23 protein-coding genes and 1 tRNA gene are annotated in these 20,406 nt (G+C 64.9%); 9 read left to right on the top strand and 15 right to left on the bottom strand.

Annotated elements, in window-relative coordinates; translation table 11 throughout:
• Position 1: 1 nt before the first annotated feature.
• From urtD to hemN, 8 genes are all read right to left on the bottom strand, one after another.
• Complete coding sequence (gene urtD / locus SB771_RS18545) at positions 2–859, bottom strand: urea ABC transporter ATP-binding protein UrtD (protein WP_175660954.1); 858 nt, start codon at positions 857–859, stop codon at positions 2–4.
• Positions 856–2,040, bottom strand: coding sequence for an urea ABC transporter permease subunit UrtC (gene urtC / locus SB771_RS18540; protein ID WP_175660955.1), 1,185 nt, complete (start codon positions 2,038–2,040; stop codon positions 856–858). The genes urtD and urtC overlap by 4 nt, the downstream gene beginning before the upstream one ends.
• Before the next feature lies 1 nt (position 2,041).
• Positions 2,042–3,661 (bottom strand): urea ABC transporter permease subunit UrtB, encoded by a 1,620-nt coding sequence (gene urtB / locus SB771_RS18535; protein WP_175660956.1) that lies wholly within the window; start codon positions 3,659–3,661, stop codon positions 2,042–2,044.
• Positions 3,662–3,802: 141 nt separating this feature from the next.
• A complete protein-coding gene (gene urtA / locus SB771_RS18530; protein WP_105831568.1) occupies positions 3,803–5,110 on the bottom strand; it encodes an urea ABC transporter substrate-binding protein in 1,308 nt (435 codons plus the stop codon).
• Positions 5,111–5,477: 367 nt separating this feature from the next.
• Positions 5,478–5,801, bottom strand: a complete 324-nt coding sequence (locus tag SB771_RS18525) for a rhodanese-like domain-containing protein (protein WP_410721813.1) — start codon at positions 5,799–5,801, stop codon at positions 5,478–5,480.
• Between the two features lie 11 nt (positions 5,802–5,812).
• Positions 5,813–6,469: a protein-L-isoaspartate O-methyltransferase family protein gene (locus SB771_RS18520; RefSeq protein WP_011656163.1), complete on the bottom strand. Its 657-nt coding sequence runs from the start codon at positions 6,467–6,469 to the stop codon at positions 5,813–5,815.
• Between the two features lie 104 nt (positions 6,470–6,573).
• On the bottom strand, positions 6,574–6,831 hold the full coding sequence (locus SB771_RS18515) for a hypothetical protein (protein WP_006752100.1): 258 nt from the start codon (positions 6,829–6,831) through the stop codon (positions 6,574–6,576).
• Between the two features lie 72 nt (positions 6,832–6,903).
• Complete coding sequence (gene hemN / locus SB771_RS18510) at positions 6,904–8,295, bottom strand: oxygen-independent coproporphyrinogen III oxidase (protein ID WP_175660957.1); 1,392 nt, start codon at positions 8,293–8,295, stop codon at positions 6,904–6,906.
• A gap of 170 nt (positions 8,296–8,465) precedes the next feature.
• Here hemN and SB771_RS18505 point away from each other — a divergent pair, with 170 nt between their 5' ends.
• The 3 genes from SB771_RS18505 (at position 8,466) to SB771_RS18495 (ending at position 10,410) form a co-directional block, all read left to right on the top strand.
• Positions 8,466–8,783, top strand: a complete 318-nt coding sequence (locus tag SB771_RS18505) for a YkgJ family cysteine cluster protein (RefSeq protein ID WP_043173643.1) — start codon at positions 8,466–8,468, stop codon at positions 8,781–8,783.
• Between the two features lie 134 nt (positions 8,784–8,917).
• Positions 8,918–9,499, top strand: coding sequence for a DUF1439 domain-containing protein (locus SB771_RS18500; protein ID WP_006752097.1), 582 nt, complete (start codon positions 8,918–8,920; stop codon positions 9,497–9,499).
• A gap of 80 nt (positions 9,500–9,579) precedes the next feature.
• On the top strand, positions 9,580–10,410 hold the full coding sequence (locus tag SB771_RS18495) for an undecaprenyl-diphosphate phosphatase (RefSeq protein WP_175660958.1): 831 nt from the start codon (positions 9,580–9,582) through the stop codon (positions 10,408–10,410).
• 115 nt (positions 10,411–10,525) lie between these two features.
• On the opposite strand, the gene trmB is transcribed toward SB771_RS18495, so the two are convergent.
• On the bottom strand, positions 10,526–11,293 hold the full coding sequence (gene trmB / locus SB771_RS18490) for a tRNA (guanosine(46)-N7)-methyltransferase TrmB (protein ID WP_175660959.1): 768 nt from the start codon (positions 11,291–11,293) through the stop codon (positions 10,526–10,528).
• 356 nt (positions 11,294–11,649) lie between these two features.
• On the opposite strand from trmB, the gene SB771_RS18485 reads away from it, so the two are divergent.
• The 3 genes from SB771_RS18485 to SB771_RS18475 all read left to right on the top strand — a co-directional run bounded on the left by SB771_RS18485 (position 11,650) and on the right by SB771_RS18475 (position 14,763).
• Positions 11,650–13,011: a P-loop NTPase fold protein gene (locus SB771_RS18485; protein ID WP_175660960.1), complete on the top strand. Its 1,362-nt coding sequence runs from the start codon at positions 11,650–11,652 to the stop codon at positions 13,009–13,011.
• Between the two features lie 438 nt (positions 13,012–13,449).
• Positions 13,450–13,605 carry a recombinase family protein gene (locus SB771_RS18480; RefSeq protein WP_175660961.1) on the top strand — a complete coding sequence of 52 codons (156 nt, stop codon included), beginning with the start codon at positions 13,450–13,452 and terminating at the stop codon, positions 13,603–13,605.
• 99 nt (positions 13,606–13,704) lie between these two features.
• The gene (locus tag SB771_RS18475; RefSeq protein ID WP_175660962.1) at positions 13,705–14,763 is read left to right on the top strand and encodes a hypothetical protein; all 1,059 of its coding nucleotides are present in this window, start codon (positions 13,705–13,707) and stop codon (positions 14,761–14,763) included.
• Positions 14,764–15,203: 440 nt separating this feature from the next.
• On the opposite strand, the gene SB771_RS18470 is transcribed toward SB771_RS18475, so the two are convergent.
• Positions 15,204–15,278 (bottom strand) — tRNA-Gly (locus tag SB771_RS18470).
• Between the two features lie 294 nt (positions 15,279–15,572).
• On the opposite strand from SB771_RS18470, the gene SB771_RS18465 reads away from it, so the two are divergent.
• Entirely contained in the window at positions 15,573–15,917 is a 345-nt protein-coding gene (locus SB771_RS18465) for a cupin domain-containing protein (RefSeq protein WP_175660963.1), read from the top strand.
• Between the two features lie 63 nt (positions 15,918–15,980).
• Here SB771_RS18465 and SB771_RS18460 read toward each other — a convergent pair whose 3' ends face one another.
• From SB771_RS18460 to SB771_RS18445, 4 genes are all read right to left on the bottom strand, one after another.
• Entirely contained in the window at positions 15,981–16,193 is a 213-nt protein-coding gene (locus SB771_RS18460; protein ID WP_341770290.1) for a helix-turn-helix domain-containing protein, read from the bottom strand.
• A gap of 83 nt (positions 16,194–16,276) precedes the next feature.
• Positions 16,277–16,483, bottom strand: a complete 207-nt coding sequence (locus SB771_RS18455) for a hypothetical protein (protein ID WP_006752092.1) — start codon at positions 16,481–16,483, stop codon at positions 16,277–16,279.
• Between the two features lie 9 nt (positions 16,484–16,492).
• Complete coding sequence (gene rpsU / locus SB771_RS18450; protein ID WP_175660965.1) at positions 16,493–16,705, bottom strand: 30S ribosomal protein S21; 213 nt, start codon at positions 16,703–16,705, stop codon at positions 16,493–16,495.
• A 291-nt stretch (positions 16,706–16,996) separates the two neighbouring features.
• Complete coding sequence (locus tag SB771_RS18445) at positions 16,997–17,281, bottom strand: hypothetical protein (RefSeq protein ID WP_011656171.1); 285 nt, start codon at positions 17,279–17,281, stop codon at positions 16,997–16,999.
• A 484-nt stretch (positions 17,282–17,765) separates the two neighbouring features.
• Between SB771_RS18445 and SB771_RS18440 the strand changes: the two genes are divergently transcribed.
• Complete coding sequence (locus SB771_RS18440; RefSeq protein ID WP_175660966.1) at positions 17,766–18,926, top strand: enolase C-terminal domain-like protein; 1,161 nt, start codon at positions 17,766–17,768, stop codon at positions 18,924–18,926.
• Positions 18,927–18,930: 4 nt separating this feature from the next.
• Here the strand turns inward: SB771_RS18440 and SB771_RS18435 are convergent, their stop codons facing one another.
• Positions 18,931–19,686, bottom strand: coding sequence for a DeoR/GlpR family DNA-binding transcription regulator (locus SB771_RS18435; RefSeq protein WP_126227298.1), 756 nt, complete (start codon positions 19,684–19,686; stop codon positions 18,931–18,933).
• A gap of 81 nt (positions 19,687–19,767) precedes the next feature.
• Between SB771_RS18435 and SB771_RS18430 the strand changes: the two genes are divergently transcribed.
• Positions 19,768–20,373: an NUDIX domain-containing protein gene (locus SB771_RS18430; protein ID WP_175660967.1), complete on the top strand. Its 606-nt coding sequence runs from the start codon at positions 19,768–19,770 to the stop codon at positions 20,371–20,373.
• Positions 20,374–20,406 lie beyond the last annotated feature (33 nt).

Here is a 20,406-nt window from a genome sequence, read left to right as displayed (position 1 = left end):
ATCATCTTCCGAGGTAGGACTCGATCACCGCGTCGTCGCGCTTGACCTGGTCGAGCGTGCCGTGCGCGAGCACGGCGCCGTTGGCCATCACCGTCACGCGGCCCGTGTCGCCCGCGAGCGCCGCGACGAAGTCCATGTCATGCTCGACGACCATCATCGAGCAGGTGCCGCGCAGCGTGTTCAGCAGCGCGGCGAGTTCCATCGTCTCGTGGTCGGTCATCCCGGCCGCCGGTTCGTCGAGCAGCAAGAGGGCAGGGCGCTGCATCAGCAGCATGCCGATCTCGAGCCGCTGCTTCTGCCCGTGCGACAGCTCGCCGGCCGCGCGATACGCATCGCTTTCAAGGCCGATCAGCGCGAGCGTTTCCTCGATCTTCCCCTGCGCGGTGCGGTCGAGCCGCGCGCGCAGCGACGCGAGCCAGCCCTTGTCGGTCTGCATCGCGAGTTCGAGGTTTTCCCACACCGGATGCTGTTCGAACACGGTCGGCTTCTGGAACTTGCGGCCGATGCCCGCACGCGCGATTTCCGGCTCGTTCATCCGCGCGAGATCGATCGTCTGGCCGAGAAACACCTTGCCCGCATCGGCGCGCGTCTTGCCGGTGATCACGTCCATCATCGTGGTCTTGCCCGCGCCGTTCGGGCCGATCACGCAGCGCAGCTCACCGGCGTCGATCGCGAGCGACAGCTTGTTCAGCGCGCGAAAGCCGTCGAAGCTGACCTCGATGTCCTCGAGGTAGAGGATCGTGCCGTGCGACGTGTCGATGCCGGGCGGCACCACGCGGCCCATCGATGCGGTGCCGCTGACGGTCAGCAGCTCGTCTTCGGCCGGTGGCGTGAACTGGTAGAGGGCCGTGCCGTTCATCCGCGTTTCCCCTTCGCAAGCAGCGTATCGACGAGGCCCATGATTCCGCGCGGCAGCAACAGCGGCACCAGCACGAAGATCAGGCCGAGAAAGAACAGCCAGTATTCGGCGAAGTACGCGGTGAAGAAACTCTTCGCGCCGTTCACCGCGAACGCGCCGACGATCGGCCCGATCAGCGTGCCACGCCCGCCCACCGCGACCCAGATCGCCATTTCGATCGAGTTGCCGGGTGACATCTCGCCAGGGTTGATGATGCCGACCTGCGGCACGTACAGCGCGCCCGCGATGCCGCACAGCACGGCCGACAGCGTCCACACGAACAGCTTGTACGCGAGCGGGCTGTAGCCGAGGAACATCAGCCGCGTCTCGCCGTCGCGCACCGCGGTGACCACGCGCCCGAGCTTGCTCGTGACGATCGCGCGCGCGGCGATGAACGCGAGCACGAGCGTCGCGAAGGTCAGCAGCAACAGCACCGTGCGCGTGCCGGGCGACGTGATCGCAAACCCGGCGATGCGCTTGAAGTCGGTGAAGCCGTTGTTGCCGCCGAAGCCCGTCTCGTTGCGAAAGAACAGCAGCATCGCGGCGAACGTCAGCGCCTGCGTGATGATCGACAGGTACACGCCCTTCACGCGCGAGCGGAACGTGAAGAAGCCGAACACCCACGCGAGCACGGCCGGCACGAGCACGACCAGCGCGAGCGCCCACGCGAGATGCTGCGTGCCGCTCCAGTACCAGGGCAGCTGATGCCAGTCGAGGAACACCATGAAGTCGGGCAGGTCGCTGCCGTACTTGCCGTCGCGGCCGATCTCGCGCATCAGGTACATGCCGATCGCATAGCCGCCGAGCGCGAAGAACAGCCCGTGGCCGAGACTGAGGATGCCGCAGTAGCCCCACACGAGATCGAGCGCGAGCGCGGCGATCGCGTAGCACATCAGCTTGCCGCCCAGCGTCATCGCATACGCGGACAGATGGAACGCGCTCGACTCGGGCGCGACTAGCGCAGCCAGCGGCACGCCAACGCCGATCGCGATGCACAGCGCGACGAGCGCGAGCCATGCGCGGCGCGACAGCAGCGCGGGGCGCGGCGGCAGGCCGAGCGCGAAGCCTTCCTTCGCGGGCACGGCGGCGGGCTTCGGCGCGCCGGCGACCGGGTTCGACAACGAATCGGTGAATGAAGTCATGTCACGCCTCCGCGCTGCGGCCCTTCGGGGCGAACATGCCCTGCGGACGTTTCTGGATGAACAGCACGATCATCACGAGCACCGCGATCTTCGCGAGCACGGCGCCCCAGAACGGTTCGATCGCCTTGCTGACGAGACCGAGCCCGAAGCCGCCGAGCACGGTGCCGGCGATCTGGCCGACGCCGCCGAGCACCACCGCCATGAACGAATCGATGATGTAGTTCTGCCCGAGATCGGGGCCCACGTTGCCGATCTGCGACAGCGCGCAGCCGCCGAGGCCCGCGATGCCCGCGCCGAACGCGAACGCATACGCATCGACGCGCGCGGTCTTCACGCCGACGCACGCGGCCATCCGGCGGTTCTGCGTGACCGCGCGCACGAACAGGCCGAGCCGCGTCTTCGTCAGCACTGCCCACGCGACGAACACGACCGCGAGCGCGAACGCGAGGATCGCGAGCCGGTTGTACGGCAGGATCAGGTTCTGCATCACGGTCACGCCGCCGCTCATCCACGACGGGTTCACGACCTGCACGTTCTGCGCGCCGAACAGCATGCGCGTCGCCTGGATGAGGATCAGGCTCACGCCGAACGTCGCGAGCAGCGTCTCGAGCGGGCGGCCGTACAGGTGCCGCAGCACGAGACGTTCAAGCACGATGCCGACCAGCGCGGCCGCCGCGAACGACACGGGCACCGCGACGAGCGGATACCAGTCGAACGCGGCCGGCGCATGGCGCTGGATCAGCGTCTGCACGACATAGGTTGCGTACGCACCGATCATCAGGAATTCGCCGTGCGCCATGTTGATCACGCCGATCAGCCCGTACGTGATTGCGAGGCCGAGCGCCGCGAGCAGCAGCACGCTGCCGAGCGACAGGCCCGCGAACACGGTGCCCACGATCTCGCCGCGGCGCTGCAGCGCGTGCAACGTGTCGAGCCCTTGCTGCGCGGCTGCGCGTACGCGCGCGTCGGGTTCCGTGTAGCTGCCGTCGGCGTTCTTCGCGACGAACGGGCGCAACTGCTCGATCATGTCGAGATCGCTGCGCGCGGCCACCACCTGCACGGCGTCGAGACGCTTCGCCGGATCGGCATCGTGCAGCGCCGCGATGGCCCACAGCGCGTCGAGGCGGCGCTTCAATGCCGGGTCGGTTTCCTTCGCGCGTGCACGCTCGATCATCGGCTTGAGTGCCGGGTCGGGCGACTTCAGCAGCGCGTCGATCGCGTCGCGGCGCGCGGCGACATCGGGCGATGCGAGCGCGAGCCCCGACAGCGCGGCGGCGATCTTCGTGCGCAGCAGGTTGTTCAGCATCACGGGCTGCGCGTCGCCGGCCGGCGTCGCGGCCTGCGTCAGCGCATCGTGCGCGGTGTCGCCGGTCTGGATCAGCAGGCGTCCGTCGCCGGTCGCGAGCGCGTCGCCGGTCGACAGCGCATTGAGCAGCGCGACGGCGCGCGGATCGGCATCGGCGGCGATCCGTTCGATCGCGGTCGTTTTCGCGTCGAAGTCGTCGCCGGCGAGCGCGGCGGTATCGGCGGCCGTCAGGGCGAACGCGGCGCGCGGCAGCGCGCAGGCCAGCGCGGCACAGGCGACGACCGCGACGGCGGCGCGGCGAAAGCGGGTAGGCATCGGGAGATCCTGTGGGGCGTAGAAAAGCGAATGCGTGCGGCGGTGCGCGGGCGCGTGCGGTTCGTCACCGCCCGCGCGGCGGCATGCCCGCGGCAGCCTGCGAGCGGAGCGCCACGCCGGTGCGCGGCGCTCCGCATCGCATCAGGCGAGCGCCGCGCGCTGCCGCCGCAGGAATGCCGGGATCGAGCTGACGACGTCCGGCTTGCCCTGGTTGCCCGCGATGAACGGGCTCCACGGCTGCGCGCGCACGGCCGTCTTCGTCTTCCACACGACGTTGAATTGCCCGTCGCCGCGAATCTCGCCGATCATCACCGGCTTGTGCAGGTGGTGGTTGCCGTCCATCGACAGCGTGAAGCCCGACGGCGCGACAACGCTCTGGCCGATCATCGCGACGCGCACCTTGTCGACGTCCGTGCTCTTCGCCTTCTCGACGGCCTGCTTCCACATGTGGATGCCCACATAGGTCGCCTCCATCGGGTCGTTGGTCACGCGCTTCGCGCCGCCCGGCAGGTTGTTCGCCTTCACCCACGCGGCGAACTGGTCCTTGAACTTCGTGTTCGTCGGATTCTTCACCGACATGAAGTAGTTCCACGCGGCGAGGTGGCCGACGAGCGGCTTCGTGTCGATCCCGCGCAGTTCCTCCTCGCCGACCGAGAAGGCGACCACCGGCACGTCGGTCGCCTTGATCCCCTGGTTGCCGAGTTCCTTGTAGAACGGCACGTTCGAATCGCCGTTGATCGTCGAGATCACGGTCGTCTTGCCGCCCTGCGCGAAGGTCTTGATGTTCGCGACGATCGTCTGGTAATCGCTGTGGCCGAACGGCGTGTAGACCTCCTGAATATCGGCGTCCTTCACGCCCTTCGATTTCAGGAACGCACGCAGGATCTTGTTGGTCGTGCGCGGATACACGTAGTCGGTGCCGAGCAGGAAGAAGCGCTTCGCGCCGCCGCCTTCCGCGCCCATCAGGTACTCGACGGCCGGTATCGCCTGCTGGTTCGGCGCGGCGCCCGTGTAGAACACGTTGCGCGACATTTCCTCGCCTTCGTACTGCACCGGGTAGTAGAGCAGGCCATTCAGTTCCTCGAACACCGGCAGCACCGACTTGCGCGACACCGACGTCCAGCAGCCGAACACGCACGCGACCTTGTCCTGCGTGAGCAGCTGGCGCGCCTTCTCCGCGAACAGCGGCCAGTTCGATGCGGGATCGACGACCACCGGCTCGAGCTTGCGGCCCATCACGCCGCCGCTCTTGTTGATGTCGGCGATCGTCATCAGCGCCGTGTCCTTCAGCGACGTTTCGGAGATCGCCATCGTGCCCGACAGCGAATGCAGGATGCCGACCTTGATCGGGCCCGTGCCCGCATCGGCCGCTTGCGCGAACGGACTCTTGCCCGCCAGCGCGAGTGCACCGGCCATCGAACCGAACTTCAGCAGACTGCGACGTTTCATCGGGTTCCCCTTGACGTGTTGGATTTGCGTGCGCCGTGGTGGCGCCGGCATCCCAGTAACGCAAGGCATGTGCCAGTCGCGCGGATGCACGCTGGGCGTGCCTGGCCGGGGTGGCTCGAGGGGCGCAGGCGGTGCACGTGACGCGTCGTGCAGCATGCGCGATCCGTTGCGGTGCAGTCGCGCGGGCGCAAATGGTGCACGGCGCGCTCGCCGAGGCACCGAAGTCAATGGAACGAGGGTGAAACACGGAAGCAGAAACGCAAACGGGCGCGCAAAGCGCGCCCGTTCGGCGGGAACCGGTGCGACCGGCGGCAATGGGCCGGTCGGCGTGGCGGCGCGCAATGCGCCGCCGGGGTAGGCCGATAACTCAGTAACGCGGCACGGACGGATCGACGTCACGCGACCACGCGTCGATGCCGCCCTGCAGGTTGTACAGCTTCGTGAAGCCGCGCGATTCGAGGAACATCGCGACCTGCGCGCTGCGCATGCCGTGATGGCACACGCAGACGATTTCGGCTTCGTCGTCGAGCTCTTCGCTGCGCGCGGGGATTTGCTGCATCGGGATCGACACGCTGCCGGCGATCTGCGCGGTCGAGATTTCCCACGGTTCGCGCACGTCGAGCACGACCGGCGCAGGACGCGCCGGATCGCGAAGCCATTCGGTGAGCATCGCGGCAGTCAGGATCTGCATGGGGCCGCCGCTCAGAACTTGAAGCGCGACGGTTCGATCGCGTTCACGAGGTGGTCGACGTAGGTCTCGAACACGTCGGCGACACGGTACTGCTTGTCGTCGATGCGCGTGATGATCTGCGCCTTCATCACCGGACGGCCGCCGACGAACGCCGACAGGCGGCCGCCGATCTTCAGCTGTTCGAGCATCTGCTGCGGCACGACCGGCAGGCCGCCCGCGACGCAGATCACGTCGTACGGCGCCTTGTCGGGCCAGCCGAGCGAGCCGTCGCCGAGCACGACTTCCGCGTTCGTCACGCCGTCGTTGCGCAGGTTGTCGGCCGCGAACTTCGCGATGGCCGGATCGATCTCGACGGCCGTCACGTGCAGCGTGCGATGCGCGAACAGCGCGGCCAGATAGCCGGAGCCCGCGCCGATCACGAGCACGTTCTCGTGCTTCTTGACCGCCAGTTCCTGCAGCATGCGCGCTTCGACGCGCGGGAACAGCATCTTGCCGCGGCCGCCGGGCAGCGGCAGCTCGAGGTCGGCGAACGCGAGATCGCGATGTTCGGGCGACACGTAGTTTTCACGCTTGACGATCGACAGCAGGCCCAGGACGTCCAGATCCAGCACGTCCCACGGCCGGATCTGTTGTTCGATCATGTTGAAACGCGCGTTTTCGATATTCATGGTGTGGTCACGCAGCCAGGTCGGCCATCAGCGGGGATAGAGAAACTTCGTGATTGTACCAAACGGGGCGCCGGCGAAGCCTTCAGACGGCCTGCAACAGACCTTTACCCCTTGCTCTTCTTGATCTGCGCTTCGAACGCGAGGTCGAGCTTGCTCGCCTTGCGCGGCTTTTGGGGGCCGAACTGGTCGACGAATTTGACGAACTCGTCGAGCGGCAGCGGCTCGCTGCGCTTCTCGGCGGTGCCGCCCGAGCGGTCGACCAGATAGAACAGGCCGCCCGCCATCGCGACGGCCGCGAACTGCGGGTTGCCGGACCGGGTCTTCAGGCGTTCGACCGCGTGGGTCGCTTTGGTGGTGCGCATCGTGCGGGTTCTTGCAGGGGCGTTGAGCCCATTACTTTAGCAAACCGGCCGCCCGCATGCGGCCGCGCGGCGTCAGACGGTGCGCGAGTAGCGCTGGTGTGGCGTCCGGCCGAGGTAGGCGTCGAACGCCATCGCGATGTTGCGCACCACCATCCGGCCGGCCGGCTGAATCGTCAGGCGGTCGCCGGCGATCGTCAGCAGCCCGTCCTGCTCGAACCCGCGCAGCGCGTCGAGCTCGCGCGCGAAGTGATCGGCGAAGCGGATCCCGTGCGCCGCCTCGATATGCGAGAACGGCAGTTCGAGGTTGCACATCAGTTGCGTGATCACGTCGCGGCGCAGCCGGTCGTCGGCCGTGAGCCGCACGCCGCGCGCGATCGGCAGCTGGCCCGCGTCGAGCGCGGCGCCGTAGGCCGGCAGGTCCTTCGCGTTCTGCGCGTAGACGTCGCCGACCTTGCCGATCGACGACACGCCGAAACCGATCAGGTCCGTATCCGCGCGCGTGCTGTAGCCCTGGAAATTGCGCTGCAGCGTGCCGTTGCGCTGCGCGCGCACGAGTTCGTCGGTTGGCCGCGCGAAGTGATCCATCCCGATGTACACGTAGCCGGCCGACGTCAGCATGTCGATCGCGAGGCCGAGCAGCGCGATGCGCGTTTCGGGCGGCGGCAGCGTCGCGTCGTCGATCTGCCGCTGCATCTTGAACAGATGCGGCATGTGCGCGTAGCCGAATACGGACAGACGGTCCGGCGCGAGTTCGATGATCGTCTCGAGCGTGCGCGCGAACACGGCGACCGTCTGGTGCGGCAGCCCGTAGATCAGGTCGACGCTGACCGAATGGAAGCCCGTCGCGCGCGCGGCCGACATCAAATCGGACGTCATCGCGAGCGGCTGGACCCGGTTGATCGCCTGCTGCACGGCCGGATCGAAATCCTGCACGCCGAGGCTCAGCCGGTTGAAGCCGATGTTGCGCAGGTGGACGAGCCGCGCGGGCGTGACCGTGCGCGGGTCGATCTCGATCGAGAACTCGGCGTCGGCGTCCGGCGCGAGCACGAAATAATCGCGGGTGGTCGCCATCAGTTCGGCCATTTCGGCGTCGGACAGGAAGGTCGGCGTGCCGCCGCCCCAGTGCAGCTGCGTGACCGGGCGCGCGGGATCGAACAGCGCGGCCTGCAGCGCCAGCTCGCGTTTCAGTTGCTCGAGATACGGGCGCGCGCGGCGATGGTTGTTGGTCGCGATCTTGTTGCAGCCGCAATAGAAGCAGGCCGTGTTGCAGAACGGGATATGGAAGTACAGCGACAGATCGCTCGATGACGCGCCGGGATCGCGCGCGGCACGCAGGTAGTCGGCCGGGTCGAAATCGTCGCGGAACTGCAGCGCGGTAGGGTAGGACGTATAGCGCGGCCCGTTCGCGCCGTACTTCGCGAGCAAATCGGGACGGAACATCGTATCGGCAGAACCGGAACTCATGGCGGCCTCGCGCTTTTCAGATGGTTTCGAGTATATAAACGCGCGTTTCGGCTGCATTGTGTAATAACGTCGCAGCCGGCGATGGCACAATGCGCGGTGGGCCGCCGCACGCCGCGTCCGGTTGCCGCACCGTTTTTTGTCGTTCTTGAGAGAGCCGAGTGTCCGTCGAAATGCCTGTCCGTCCGGCGCCCGCCGATGCCCCGCCGCCGCATGCGTGCCGCGAGGGGTGCGGCGCGTGCTGCATCGCGCCGTCCATTTCGTCCCCGATTCCGGGGATGCCCGACGGCAAGCCGGCCGGCGTGCGCTGCGTGCAGCTCGGCGACGACCTGCGCTGCCGGATCTTCGGCCGGCCGGAGCGTCCCGCGTGCTGTTCCGGGCTGCAGCCGTCCGCCGAGATGTGCGGTGCGTCGCGCGACGACGCGCTCGCGTGGCTCACGCGCCTTGAGGTCGCGACCCAGCCGTCGCCCGGCACCGGCGCTTCCCGTTGACGCATGGTCGTGCATCGGCTCGCGCATGGAACCGGCGGCGTGTGCGCAAGCACTAACTTCGGTCCACGGCCCCGCTGCGGCGGCCGGGCCGATGGCACGATTGCCGCTTCGCCCGATACAGGAGATTGTCCAGCATGACCGCATCTTGCACGCCCGGCCGGCGCCGTTTCCTCGCCGTCTGCGCCGGCGCCATCGGCGTGTCGGTATCGCTCGCCGCCTGCGCGTCGACGTTCCCGTTCATCCCCGATCACTACACGTTCTCGCGCGGCGACGTGCAGAAAGCCGTCGCGCGCAAGTTCCCGTACCAGAAGACGGTCGCGCAGGTCGTCGACGTGTCGCTCGCGAATCCGGCCGTCAACCTGCTGCCCGACCAGAACCGCGTCGCCGTACAGCTCGACGCGCATTTCGCGAGTCCGTTCCTGAGCGAGCCGGTGAGCGGCAAGTTCACCGTGTCGGGCCAGCTGGCGTACGACGCGCCGAGCCGCTCGGTCGTGTTGAGGGCGCCGGCCGTCGACAGCCTCGTACTCGACGGCAACGCGCAGATGTATGCGCAACAGGTCGGCGCGGCCGCCGGCCTGCTCGCGACGCAGGTGCTGACCAACTATCCGATCTACACGTTCAAGCCCGAGCAACTGCAATTTGCCGGAGTGAACTACGAACCCGGTACAATTACGATTCTTACAAACGGCATACGCGTGGCGATCGTCGAAAAGTGACGACGTACCGCGCGCGGCCGGGCGGGCCGCGGCGGTGACGCGGCCCATTCTCTTTCGACTACTTCGGAGTTGGGCCACGGATGGACTGGATCCTGATCTGCAAGGCATTGATCCTCGGCGTCGTCGAGGGGCTGACGGAATTCCTCCCGGTGTCGAGCACCGGCCACCTGATCGTCGCGGGCAGCTTCCTGAATTTCAACGATGCGCACGCGAAGACCTTCGACGTCGTGATCCAGTTCGGCGCGATCCTCGCGGTTTGCTGGGAATACCGGCAACGGATCGTGTCCATCGTGTCCGGTCTGCCGAGCCGGCCCGACGCGCAGCGCTTCACGCTGAACGTCGTGATCGCGACGATTCCCGCGATCGCGCTCGGCCTGCTGTTCGAGAAGAAGATCAAGGCCGTGCTGTTTTCACCGGTGCCGGTTGCATTCGCGCTCGTGGTCGGCGGCGCGATCATCCTGTGGGCCGAGGCGCGGCAGCGCGAACGCAGCGAGCCGCCGCGCGTGCAGTCGATCGATGCGCTCACGCCGCTCGACGCGCTGAAGGTCGGCATCGCGCAATGTTTCGCGCTGGTGCCGGGCATGTCGCGCTCGGGCTCGACGATCATCGGCGGGATGCTGTTCGGCCTCGACCGGCGCGTCGCGACCGAATTCTCGTTCTTCCTCGCGATTCCGATCATCTTCGGCGCGACGCTCTATGAAACGGTCAAGGACTGGCAGGCGTTCACCGTCGACTCGCTCGGCCTGTTCGCGCTCGGGCTCGTTGCCGCGTTCGTCAGCGCGTTCGTGTGCGTGCGCTGGCTGCTGCGCTTCGTCGCGACGCATGACTTCACCGTGTTCGCGTGGTACCGGATCGCGTTCGGCCTGTTCGTGCTGCTCGTGGGTTACAGCGGGTGGCTGAACTGGGCGTGATGCCGGTGCGCAGGCGAGGGCGCTTCCAACGAAGAACGGCCCGATCGGCAGATGCCGGTCGGGCCGTTCTTCATTGCGTGGCGCGCAGCGTGCGGTGCGCCGTCGCGGCGGGGATTCAGCCGGCGCGCTTGCGGAACACCAGGTCCCACACGCCGTGGCCAAGCCGCAACCCGCGCCGTTCGAACTTCGTGACGGGGCGGTAGTCGGGACGCGGCGCGTAGTCGGCGGCCGTGTTTTCGAGCGACGGTTCGGCGCCGAGCACTTCCAGCATCTGTTCCGCGTAGTTCTGCCAGTCGGTCGCGCAATGCAGGTACGCGCCGGGCTTCAGGCGCGACGCGAGGTGCGCGACGAGCGGCGGCTGGATCAGCCGGCGCTTGTGGTGGCGCGCCTTGTGCCACGGATCCGGGAAGAAGATGTGCACGCCATCGAGGCTTTCCGGCGCGAGCATGTGCTCGAGCACTTCGACCGCGTCGTGCTGGATGATGCGGATGTTCGGCAGGTCCTGCTCGCCGATCAGCTTCAGCAGCGCGCCGACGCCCGGCTCGTGCACCTCGACGCCGAGGAAGTCGTCGCCCGGGCGGTGCGCGGCGATTTCCGCGGTCGACGCGCCCATCCCGAAGCCGATTTCCAGGATACGCGGTGCGCTGCGGCCGAACACGGCGTCCCAGTCGGGAATTTCAGCTGTGTAGGGGACGACGAAGCGCGGGCCGAACTCGTCGAGCGCGCGGCGCTGGCCGGTCGACACGCGACCGGCGCGCGTCACGAAGCTGCGAATGCGGCGGTGGTGCAGCGGATTGACTTCGTCGGCGCCGTCGGCGGCTTCGTCGGGGAGGGCGGCGTCGTCCGGCGGCAGGCCGGCTTCGTTCGGATCGTCGTGCATCATCGGTGACAGAGAAAGGCTCGGTTCGGGGCGGGGGCCCGTTACGCGCAGCGGTGCGCCGGATGAACGGGCACATGGTACAAAAAAGCCGCCTTCGACGAGGCGGCTCTTGCGCTGGCTGCCGTGCAGCCGAAAGTGGAGCGGGCGATGGGAATCGAAGGCTCCTCCACGCGCATCCGCAACACTTTGATTCAAAAGGAACAAGGAGCAGGCAGCGCTACTCCATGTCGGATACTTCTGTGGGAGCGCATTGTATCAGAACTCAGAGGGCCGGTTCGTGATTGAACCAGAGCAGGTGGTTGCTGCTTTCGCTTCCCATGGTAGTGTTCATGACATATCAATGCCGAAACGAAAAAACGATGACAGGCATAAACCATCCGCCGCTGGCCTTTTCCGCGTGGCAATTCGATCCCGAACGGCCGCCATTTCACGATGATCGGCTCAACCGACAGCGATACGCTGCTCGCCTAACAGACTTTGTCGGGCGCTTGGGAGCGGGCGGCGCGATCGCCATCGATGCACCATGGGGTGGCGGTAAGACTTGGTTTGGACGGAATTGGGCTGCGCAGTTGCGTGCGGCCGGGCACAAGGTTGCCTTCATCGACGCCTTCGAACAAGACTACATCGAAGACCCGTTCATGGTCATCGCGGCAGAGTTGGCAACCTTGCTCGATGATAGTGAGGGCAGTGGTCGCCTGTTACGCGGGCGGGCCGCAGCGGTTATGAAGGCCATCCTGCCGCTCACTGCGAGGATGCTTGTTGGGGCCGTCGGACGTTTGGCACTCGGTTCCGCTGACCTCTCTGAAGATATCAAGGAAGTGGTTGACGCGGCGCAGGACGGCGTAGCGGACCGGGCGGAAAAGTCCATTGAGAAAAAGCTCGAAGAGCACGACGAAGAGAAACGGTCGTTTGTTGAATATCGACGCGCGTTGGCCGAGTTCGCGGCAAAACAAGCTAAGCCAGTCGTCGTGTTTGTGGACGAGCTTGACCGATGCAATCCTATGTTCTCCGTTCGGCTGATCGAGCGCGTGAAGCACTTCTTCGAAATTCCGAACGTTGTCTTCGTCTTGCTGTTGAACCGCGAGCAGCTTGAGCAGGCAGTGAAGGGAATGTTCGGACGCGAGACCGACGCTGCGGCATATCTCTCGAAATTTGTGCGCTTTTTCTTTCGTTTGCCTGCGCCGTCTGCGGAACGGCATTCACAGTATCCCTCGCAAGCTACTGATTTTCTTACGCAGGAGCTATTGCGTTATGGTTTCGAGCCTCCGCAGAATCGCGCTGTAGAGGGCTTTTACGCGGCCGCGCTGGTTTGGGTGCGTGCCGCCCGATTGTCATTGCGCGATATGGAGAAACTGTGCGCGCTGTTTGCCTTATCCGGACCCATCCGGCCCGCGGGACTTCTCGCATACCTGATAACGCTCAAGTTGCGGGAACCGTCGATTTTCGATGGTTTGCTCGGCGGTAATCGCGACGCTCATAAAGCTGCTGCTGAGTGGATTAACGGTTGCGCCGGCAGCGCTGGCTTTGCAAGTGAATCGACACAAGCAACTTATCTGGCCGCTCTTCGAGAGCTGCATTTTGGTTCTCTCGCGCCGGACAAGACAGAACGCAAGTATTTGACGGGGCCCATTGCCAATTGGATCGTGGGCGAAACGGGGCTTAGCCTTGACCGGGCCTTTGCGATTGTTTTGGCTCGCATAGACCTGTCGCTTGAAGTCTGAGCGGCGTGCCGAGAACGACTCGGCGACTGTCGTGGCCAATTCGTGTCGATTCGCTTGAACAGGTGCGGGTAACACTTTGCGTCGCATGTCAGCGTTTGTGATGCGACGATCTATTTGCCGCCCTGTAGGGATTCACGGCCCGCGGGCTCGATGAAGGGTGCGATCCTTGGACCGGTCGCCGCAATCATAGGACTTCCTGTTTTTGTGAGGGCGGCCCGCGCAATTTGTGCAGCCCACGGGGTCAGCGGCAAGACATGCGCGAACGAGCGTCCGTTCGGTCGATTGATGGAAACGATTCGCGCCGGGGGAAACGTTGGTCGCTACGAAACTTGATCGACTCGGCGTGGACGCGCTGCAAACCATTCGTGCGCTTGAGCAGCGGTCGATGGTGATCACGAGGCCGATCTAACGTCACCCGCCGGGAAGCTGCTGCTGTCGATGTTGACGGCGGTTGCAGAAATGGAGCGTGACTTGCTGGTCGAACGCACGCAGAGCGGGCTTGCTCGTGCTCGGGCCGAAGGGGAACGGCTTGGCAAACGTCCAAAACGCGCCAGAGCAGCGCGGAGATTCTCCGTAAGCTCGGGTCAGGGGTGAATCGGTCAGCGCGTGCGCGCGCGTATTCGGTTTCAAGAGCCAACGTCATCAACGTTCGGGCAAGTGCCGTCGCGAGTTAGCAGGCAAGAAGGAGGGGAATTGATTGACGACGCGAGCAAAGAACTAAGAGAGCGCTTCCAGCGCGATGTTGATGATATTGTTGAGTCGCTAATCAGCTTTGTCGGTCTCAAGCATTCAAAGGATATTCCACACCTCAGTGAGGGCCTCTACCGGTGGCTTGATTTTCGTATGAGATATATCGACCCGGTTCCTCGGCGAATCGTTGCATCGAATCGCTTCCCGATGCGGCTCACTGGAGCCGCCGAAACAGGTTTGCGAGCGATTGAGAAACGTATGGTCGACGGCAGTGATCTGAATCCGTTTCAAGGCAAGAGGTTAATTGGGCTTCACGACACGAGCGCAGCGAAGCGCCAGATGAGGACGGATTTGCTCTGGGCAGATTGGGGTATTCATCACTTGCATCTGACCAATGCGCCGATTTCCGAGGGGGCATCGCTCGCGTCGAAGGACTACTTCACAGAGCGTGGTGATTATTTACTCTACGTGATGTTTATTGACGATGTGGCGTGTCTTATCGATGTCCGACCACATAGTGAAGAGTTGCCGTTCTGCCAGCAATCTCTTATAGAGACGGTTGTGAGAAGCTGGCCCGGACTGCTCCGTCCCCTATTCGGAACCTTGGCCCGCAGCACCCCGCATACGGCTCAAGAAATCGACATGGGGCGTCGCGGCGGGGTGTCTGGGTTCATGGTTGTGGATGGCGTTGCATATTGTCCGCCCGGGTTGGGAGTAACGACTGCGTCAACTGCTACCCGTGTAACCCTAGCCAGAGATGCCTTGCGAAAGGAAGTCGATCACTTGGTTCAGATCGTCAGCTATCCTGATGGTCAATTCCAAACAAGCTATCGAGTGGGGAAGACCGGTCTAGACTTCTCTCTTGCAGTTACGGAAAGAGGTCTCGCAGTTTACGAAGCAAGTGCGGATACGGCGTGGGTCTTGGGTGGTTCGGCGGAGCCTGTCGCCGGGCCATACACACGATTGACTCATCAGCTAACCCCAGCGTGGTTGCTGAGCGCGATGAAACGAGCTGGGGCATGGTCCGGCGGGAGGCAGTCAGTCTCCTCGACTCGGGCTTGAGCACGGGGCGTAAATCAGGCGGCGCGTGCGGCGCGATGCCATCCCGGTCGCATGTCGATTATCGGTGTGCGCCTGCTCTTTGCTGGCAATCGCCCGTCTCCCCGCTTGTAGTCCGAGGCCGGATTGACGCTGACCATGTGCTTCCGCTCTCAGTTGTTCGATGTCCAATGTCATGAAATGCTCGCGCCAATGCTACTGAATTCGCTGAGCGACGAGTTTCACGGCGCCCCAATCCCGAAGTGAGATGGACGCACGAACCTCGTTCTTGCCGACTGTGCGCACAACCGATGCGGGACGACGAGACGAACAACGCAAATACCGCTAGGGCGACGATAGAGACAGGAGATTTGAGCCACCGTAGGAAACCACTGTAGTAGTGGTGCGGCTAAGCTCGCGAGACACGCACATAACCCAATGGAAACAACGGGCTAGTTGGTGTGTGGAGCGGGCGATGGGAATCGAACCCACGTCATCAGCTTGGGAAGCTGAGGTAATGGCCATTATACGACGCCCGCAGAACGGATGATTGTACAGGGTTTGGTCGAGATGTTGCAAGCGAGGCGTTTTGGCCGGTGGTATCGAAGCCGGCATCGCTTGGCGTGGAGGCGATGACACCAGCGGGAAAAGTGAATAACGATCCGCCGGAAGCCGTCAGTCAATGCAACGCGAAATGGAATGCGCGCCGCAGCGCCCCACCACGCGAGCCGGTGTCGAAATTAGACGAGTCGGTGTCGGAACCATACAAGCCCCGGTGCGGCATTCGAACTAACGTGACAGACCTCTCATCCGATTGTAAGTCTGGAGCTGACATGTCCGATTTCATCACCGTTTTGCGCGAAACCTGCCCGACCCCGGTCCTTGATGCCACCAAATGGAAGCGCATCGGCGGCGATCCGCACACCGTGAACCTCAACGCCTACCTCTCCAAGGACGGCAGCAAGATCATGGGCACGTGGATCTGCACGCCAGGCAAGTTCGAGGTGAACTACGAGAAGTGGGAGTACTGCCACTTCCTCGGCGGCTACTGCATCATCACGCCGGAAGGCGAGGAGGCGGTGCACCTGAAAGCCGGCGACGTGTTCGTCATCGAGCCCGGCATGAAAGGGACCTGGGAAGTGGTTGAGACTGTGCGCAAGTATTTCGTGTTCGCCTGACGCCGGCATGACGCGTCATTCCACGGGGCTTTCGGCAGGAATGGCGGTCCGGCGGATTCCGGTTCAGTAAGACTCGTTCCGGTTCGGGAACAGCTCGCCGAGCGTGGTCGCACGCTCGGCCGGTCCCGCTATCCCGCTGAGCGCGCCGGGCGCCTGACGCTCACGATACGCGCGCGGCCACATCCCGTACGCGCGCCGAAACCTGGGCCCGAGACGCGACGCGTCGGCAAATCCGCAGCCCGCCGCGATTTCGGAAATGTTCTTTCGCGGATGCATCAGCATCCATGCAAATCCGTATTGCCCGGAAGCAGCAGCCGGCCCGCGCTACGCGATGCGATTCGACCACTCCCAGCCCAAGCTCACTTCTCGACGCTCAGCGCCTTTTCGATCGCGGCAATCAATTTGAACGCATCATCGCGGCCGATCAGCAGGCCGCGACTGGTGTACTCGCAGCCAAACGCGTAGAAGCTCGGCAAAAGCGTGATCGCATCGTTCTGTCGATCGAAATCGACTTCGCATTTCGTCAACGGAAAGAACGGCGGGGCTTCGACGGGCGGCTGGTACATGGCGTTCTCCTAGTACGGCTTGCGAGGCGGCAACATGCGCTTGGCGCGCAGGCGCTGTCTCGCGACGGCGCTGGCCTTCTCGCCCTTGCGCTGCGTCGTCCGCTTTTCATAACCGGTGCGACTGCGCAACTCGCGGATCAGGCCTGTCTTTTCGATGTCTCGCCGAAAGCGCCGAAGCGCGACATCGACCGGTTCGTTGGGCTTGAGGACGATCGTCGTCATGCAGATCCCGTTTTCAAACAATGCATGAAGGAACGCTGGTCGAGCGAAGTTGTGACGGCACTCGCCATCTCGTCGGATCGCATTCGAACTAGCCGACGCGGATCGACGGTGTGCGCGCGGCCGAAAGCATCTGCGACGCCGGGTGATGACGCAACGCCGAACTGGCGAGGCCGTTATGCGGAGCTGCGTCGGATTCGGCGATCTCGTGCCGCGCGATCGGGACGATGCGCGCGCCGATTATCGCTTCGTGATCCGAAGTGATAGGCGACCGCGCTACCGCTGCAAGATACGTCAGTGGGAGTTGGCGAAGAGCGGCTGCTCGCCGCGATTGCCGTCGATGATCTCCTCCGCATAGCGAAGGGACGCCCGGCGCGCTTCGCCCGCCGATTCGAACGGCGCGTTGCCGAGCAGCCGGAATGTTTCGCTGCGGGTCACCGTGTCGGCAGTGCCGCGCTGGCAAATCTTCACGGCCGCGTCGAAGCCGCCGTCGTAGTTGTGCGGGTTGCCGTTCTGGGAAGGCACGTGCGGATAAATCAGCGGATAGATTTCGAAGCCACGATAGAGATGCATGCTCATGATGAACTCCTGAGTTCGGTCGCGACAAATCGCGTGGACGAACACTTCCGACCGGTATCACCGCTGCGCGGCGCGACGGGTAGGGTGAAAAAGGCAGCGACGCGTGCTGATGAACGCACGACGCAGCAATGAGGAAGATGGCGGGGCGAGCGGCCAGCAACTCGACCACCCGTGCTCGGACAAATTCATCATACGCGCTTGGTGTTGGTTGTCCATCTCATTCACTGCCAGCGCGGTGCGATGCGCGGATTCGACGCACGCAACGCGCGTCGCGCATCGAGCATGACAGAGCATTCATCGGTATTCCGACGCCGAGCAGCGCCATTTGGGCGATGCCGATGGAGCCGCATGACGCCGCGTCGTCGTGATGATCGCGAGCCTGCAAGACTTCGCGCAAGCACCTATGATGCAGCGATCCGCCAGCGCGCCGGCCGCATCGCGTGCATGGCCCGCGAACGCAGAACGTTTCCTCCGGAACCCGACCATGCGCATCACCGACATTCGCGAGCAAGCGATCCCGGTTTCCCGTTACGCCGACCCGGCGATTCCGTCGGGCGGCCTGACGACGAGCGTCGTCGCGATCGTCACGGATGTCGTGCGCGACGGCCGCCCGGTGACGGGTTACGGTTACGCGTCGGTCGGCCGCTATGCGCAGGGTGGGCTGATTCGCGAACGGTTCGGCCCGCGCCTGGTGGCCGCCGCGGACACCATCGCCGACGACGCCGGTACGAACCTCGATCCGTTTCGCGCATGGCGCGCGATGATGGCCGGCGAGAAGCCGGGCGGTCACGGCGAACGCTGCGTGGCGATCGGCGTGCTCGACATGGCGATCTGGGATGCCGCCGCGAAAATCGCCGGCCTGCCGCTCCATCGCTTTCTTGCCAACCGGCTCGCGCGCCACGCAGCGCGTCGCGTGCGCGTGTACGCCGGCGGCGGCTACCGTTATCCGCACGACGATCTCGCACGCCTGTCGGACGAGATGCGTCGCATCGCCGATCTCGGCTACACGCATGCGAAGATCAAGATCGGCGGCCCGGATCTCGACGATGACAAAAGACGCATCGAAGCCGCCGCTGCCTGCCTTGCCGACAGCTCGCACCTCGCGGTCGACGCGATGAACACGTACGACGCGGCGAGCGGGCGCGCCGCCGCCGCGATGCTGGCACCGTTCGCGCTCTGGTGGTTCGAGGACCTCTGCGATCCGCTCGACCTGCCGCTGCATGCGGACCTGACTGCGCAATACACGCCGCCGGTCGCGGCCGGCGAGGCGCTGTTCTCGCTCGCGGAAGCGAAGCTGCTCGCACGCTACGGCGGCCTGCGAGCAGACCGCGACTTCCTCGTGTTCGATCCGGTGCATTGCTACGGCCTGCCGGGCTATCTGCAGATCGTCGATCATTTCGTGTCGAACGGCTGGCGGCGCGATGCGTTCTGGCCGCACGGCGGTCATCTGTTCTCGCTGCACGTCGTGGCCGCGCTCGGGCTCGGCGGCGCGGAAGTCAATCCGTTTGCGTTCCATCCGTTCAGCGGGCTGCCGGACGGCGAAACGCTCGACGCCGGCTGCGCGGCCGTGCCGCAGGCGCCGGGCATCGGCTTCGAGCTTCACGCCGATGCCTATCGCGCGTTTCGCTCGGTAGCGGCCCGCTGAGCGCCTAGGCGCGTACGACCGTCACGCCCGCCGCCTCGATCGGCTCGATCAGCGCCGAGTCGGTTTCCTGCTCGACCACGATGGTTTGCGCGAGTGCAAGCTCGCCGATCACGAACTGCGACGCAGCACGTAATTTGGATTGCGAAGCAAGGACGACCGTCTCGGCCGCGCGTCCGGCGAGTGCGCGCTTGATCGCCGCTTCCTCGAAATCGCCGGTGCTCAGCCCCGCGACCGGATGGACGCCGGTCACGCCCATGAAGTACAGGTCGGCATGGATACGCGAGATGCCTTCCATCGCCGCGGCGCCCACCGCGACGATCGAATGCTTGTACAAGCGTCCGCCGATCAGGATCACGTCGATCGACGGATGCGCGGCCAGCGCGACGGCGACGCTCGGGCTGTGCGTGACGATCGTCGCGCGCAGGTCGGGCGGCAACTGGCTGACGAGCAGCGCCGACGTCGTACCGCCATCGACGATCGCGACCTGACCGGGCGCGATCATCTGCGCGGCCCGACGGGCAATGCGCCGTTTTTCGGCGGTTTCGAGCGTCTCGCGCTGTGCGAACGGCGCGACGGCGGGTGACGCCGGCAGCGCGCCGCCGTGCACGCGTTGCAGCAGGCCTTCGGCCGCCAGTTCGCGCAGGTCGCGGCGGATCGTGTCCTCGGACACGCCGAATTGCACGCTCAGTTCGGTGGCCAGCACTTGGCCGTCGCGGGCGAGCGCATCGAGGATCGCTTTCTTGCGTTGGGTCGTCAGCATCGGTTATGCACGAAATTTCTTGAAATTGCACGAATATGCACGTTACCATGGGCGCCGTCATATGTCGAATGGGAGGCCGCCATGGCCGCAACGCAGGACCGCGTGCGCATCGTCGATACGACGGTGCTATCCGATGACTGGTATGTGCTGAAGAAGGTGACGTTCGATTTTCTGCGCCGCGATGGCACGTGGCAGCGGCTGAGCCGCGAAACCTATGACCGCGGCAACGGCGCGACCATCCTGCTGCGCAACGCGGCGACGGGCGACGTGCTGCTCACGCGGCAGTTCCGGATGCCGGCGTTCGTCAACGGACACGACGGAATGCTGCTCGAAGCGGCCGCCGGCCTGCTCGACGACGCGACGCCCGACGCACGCATTCGCGCGGAAGCCGAAGAGGAAACCGGCTATCGCGTGCGCGGCGTGCGCAAGGTGTTCGAGGCGTTCATGAGCCCGGGCTCGGTGACGGAGAAGCTGCATTTCTTCGTCGGCGAATACGATGCGTCGCTGCGCACGGGCGACGGCGGCGGCATCGCGGAAGAAGGCGAGGATCTGGAGGTCGTCGAGATGCCGCTGCACGCGGCGCTGGATGCCGTCGAGCGCGGTGAAATCGTCGACGCGAAGACGATCATGCTGCTGCAGTACGTCGCGCTGCGGGAGCCCGAGGGCGTGCGCACCGCGACTGCGTGATGCCGCGTCACGGTGCTCGAACGGGCGTAAGAT

The sequence above is a fragment of the Burkholderia sp. SIMBA_051 genome, assembly GCF_046534915.1.
Taxonomy (GTDB): Bacteria; Pseudomonadota; Gammaproteobacteria; order Burkholderiales; family Burkholderiaceae; genus Burkholderia; species Burkholderia ambifaria.
This window is presented reverse-complemented; position numbering and strand designations above follow the sequence as displayed.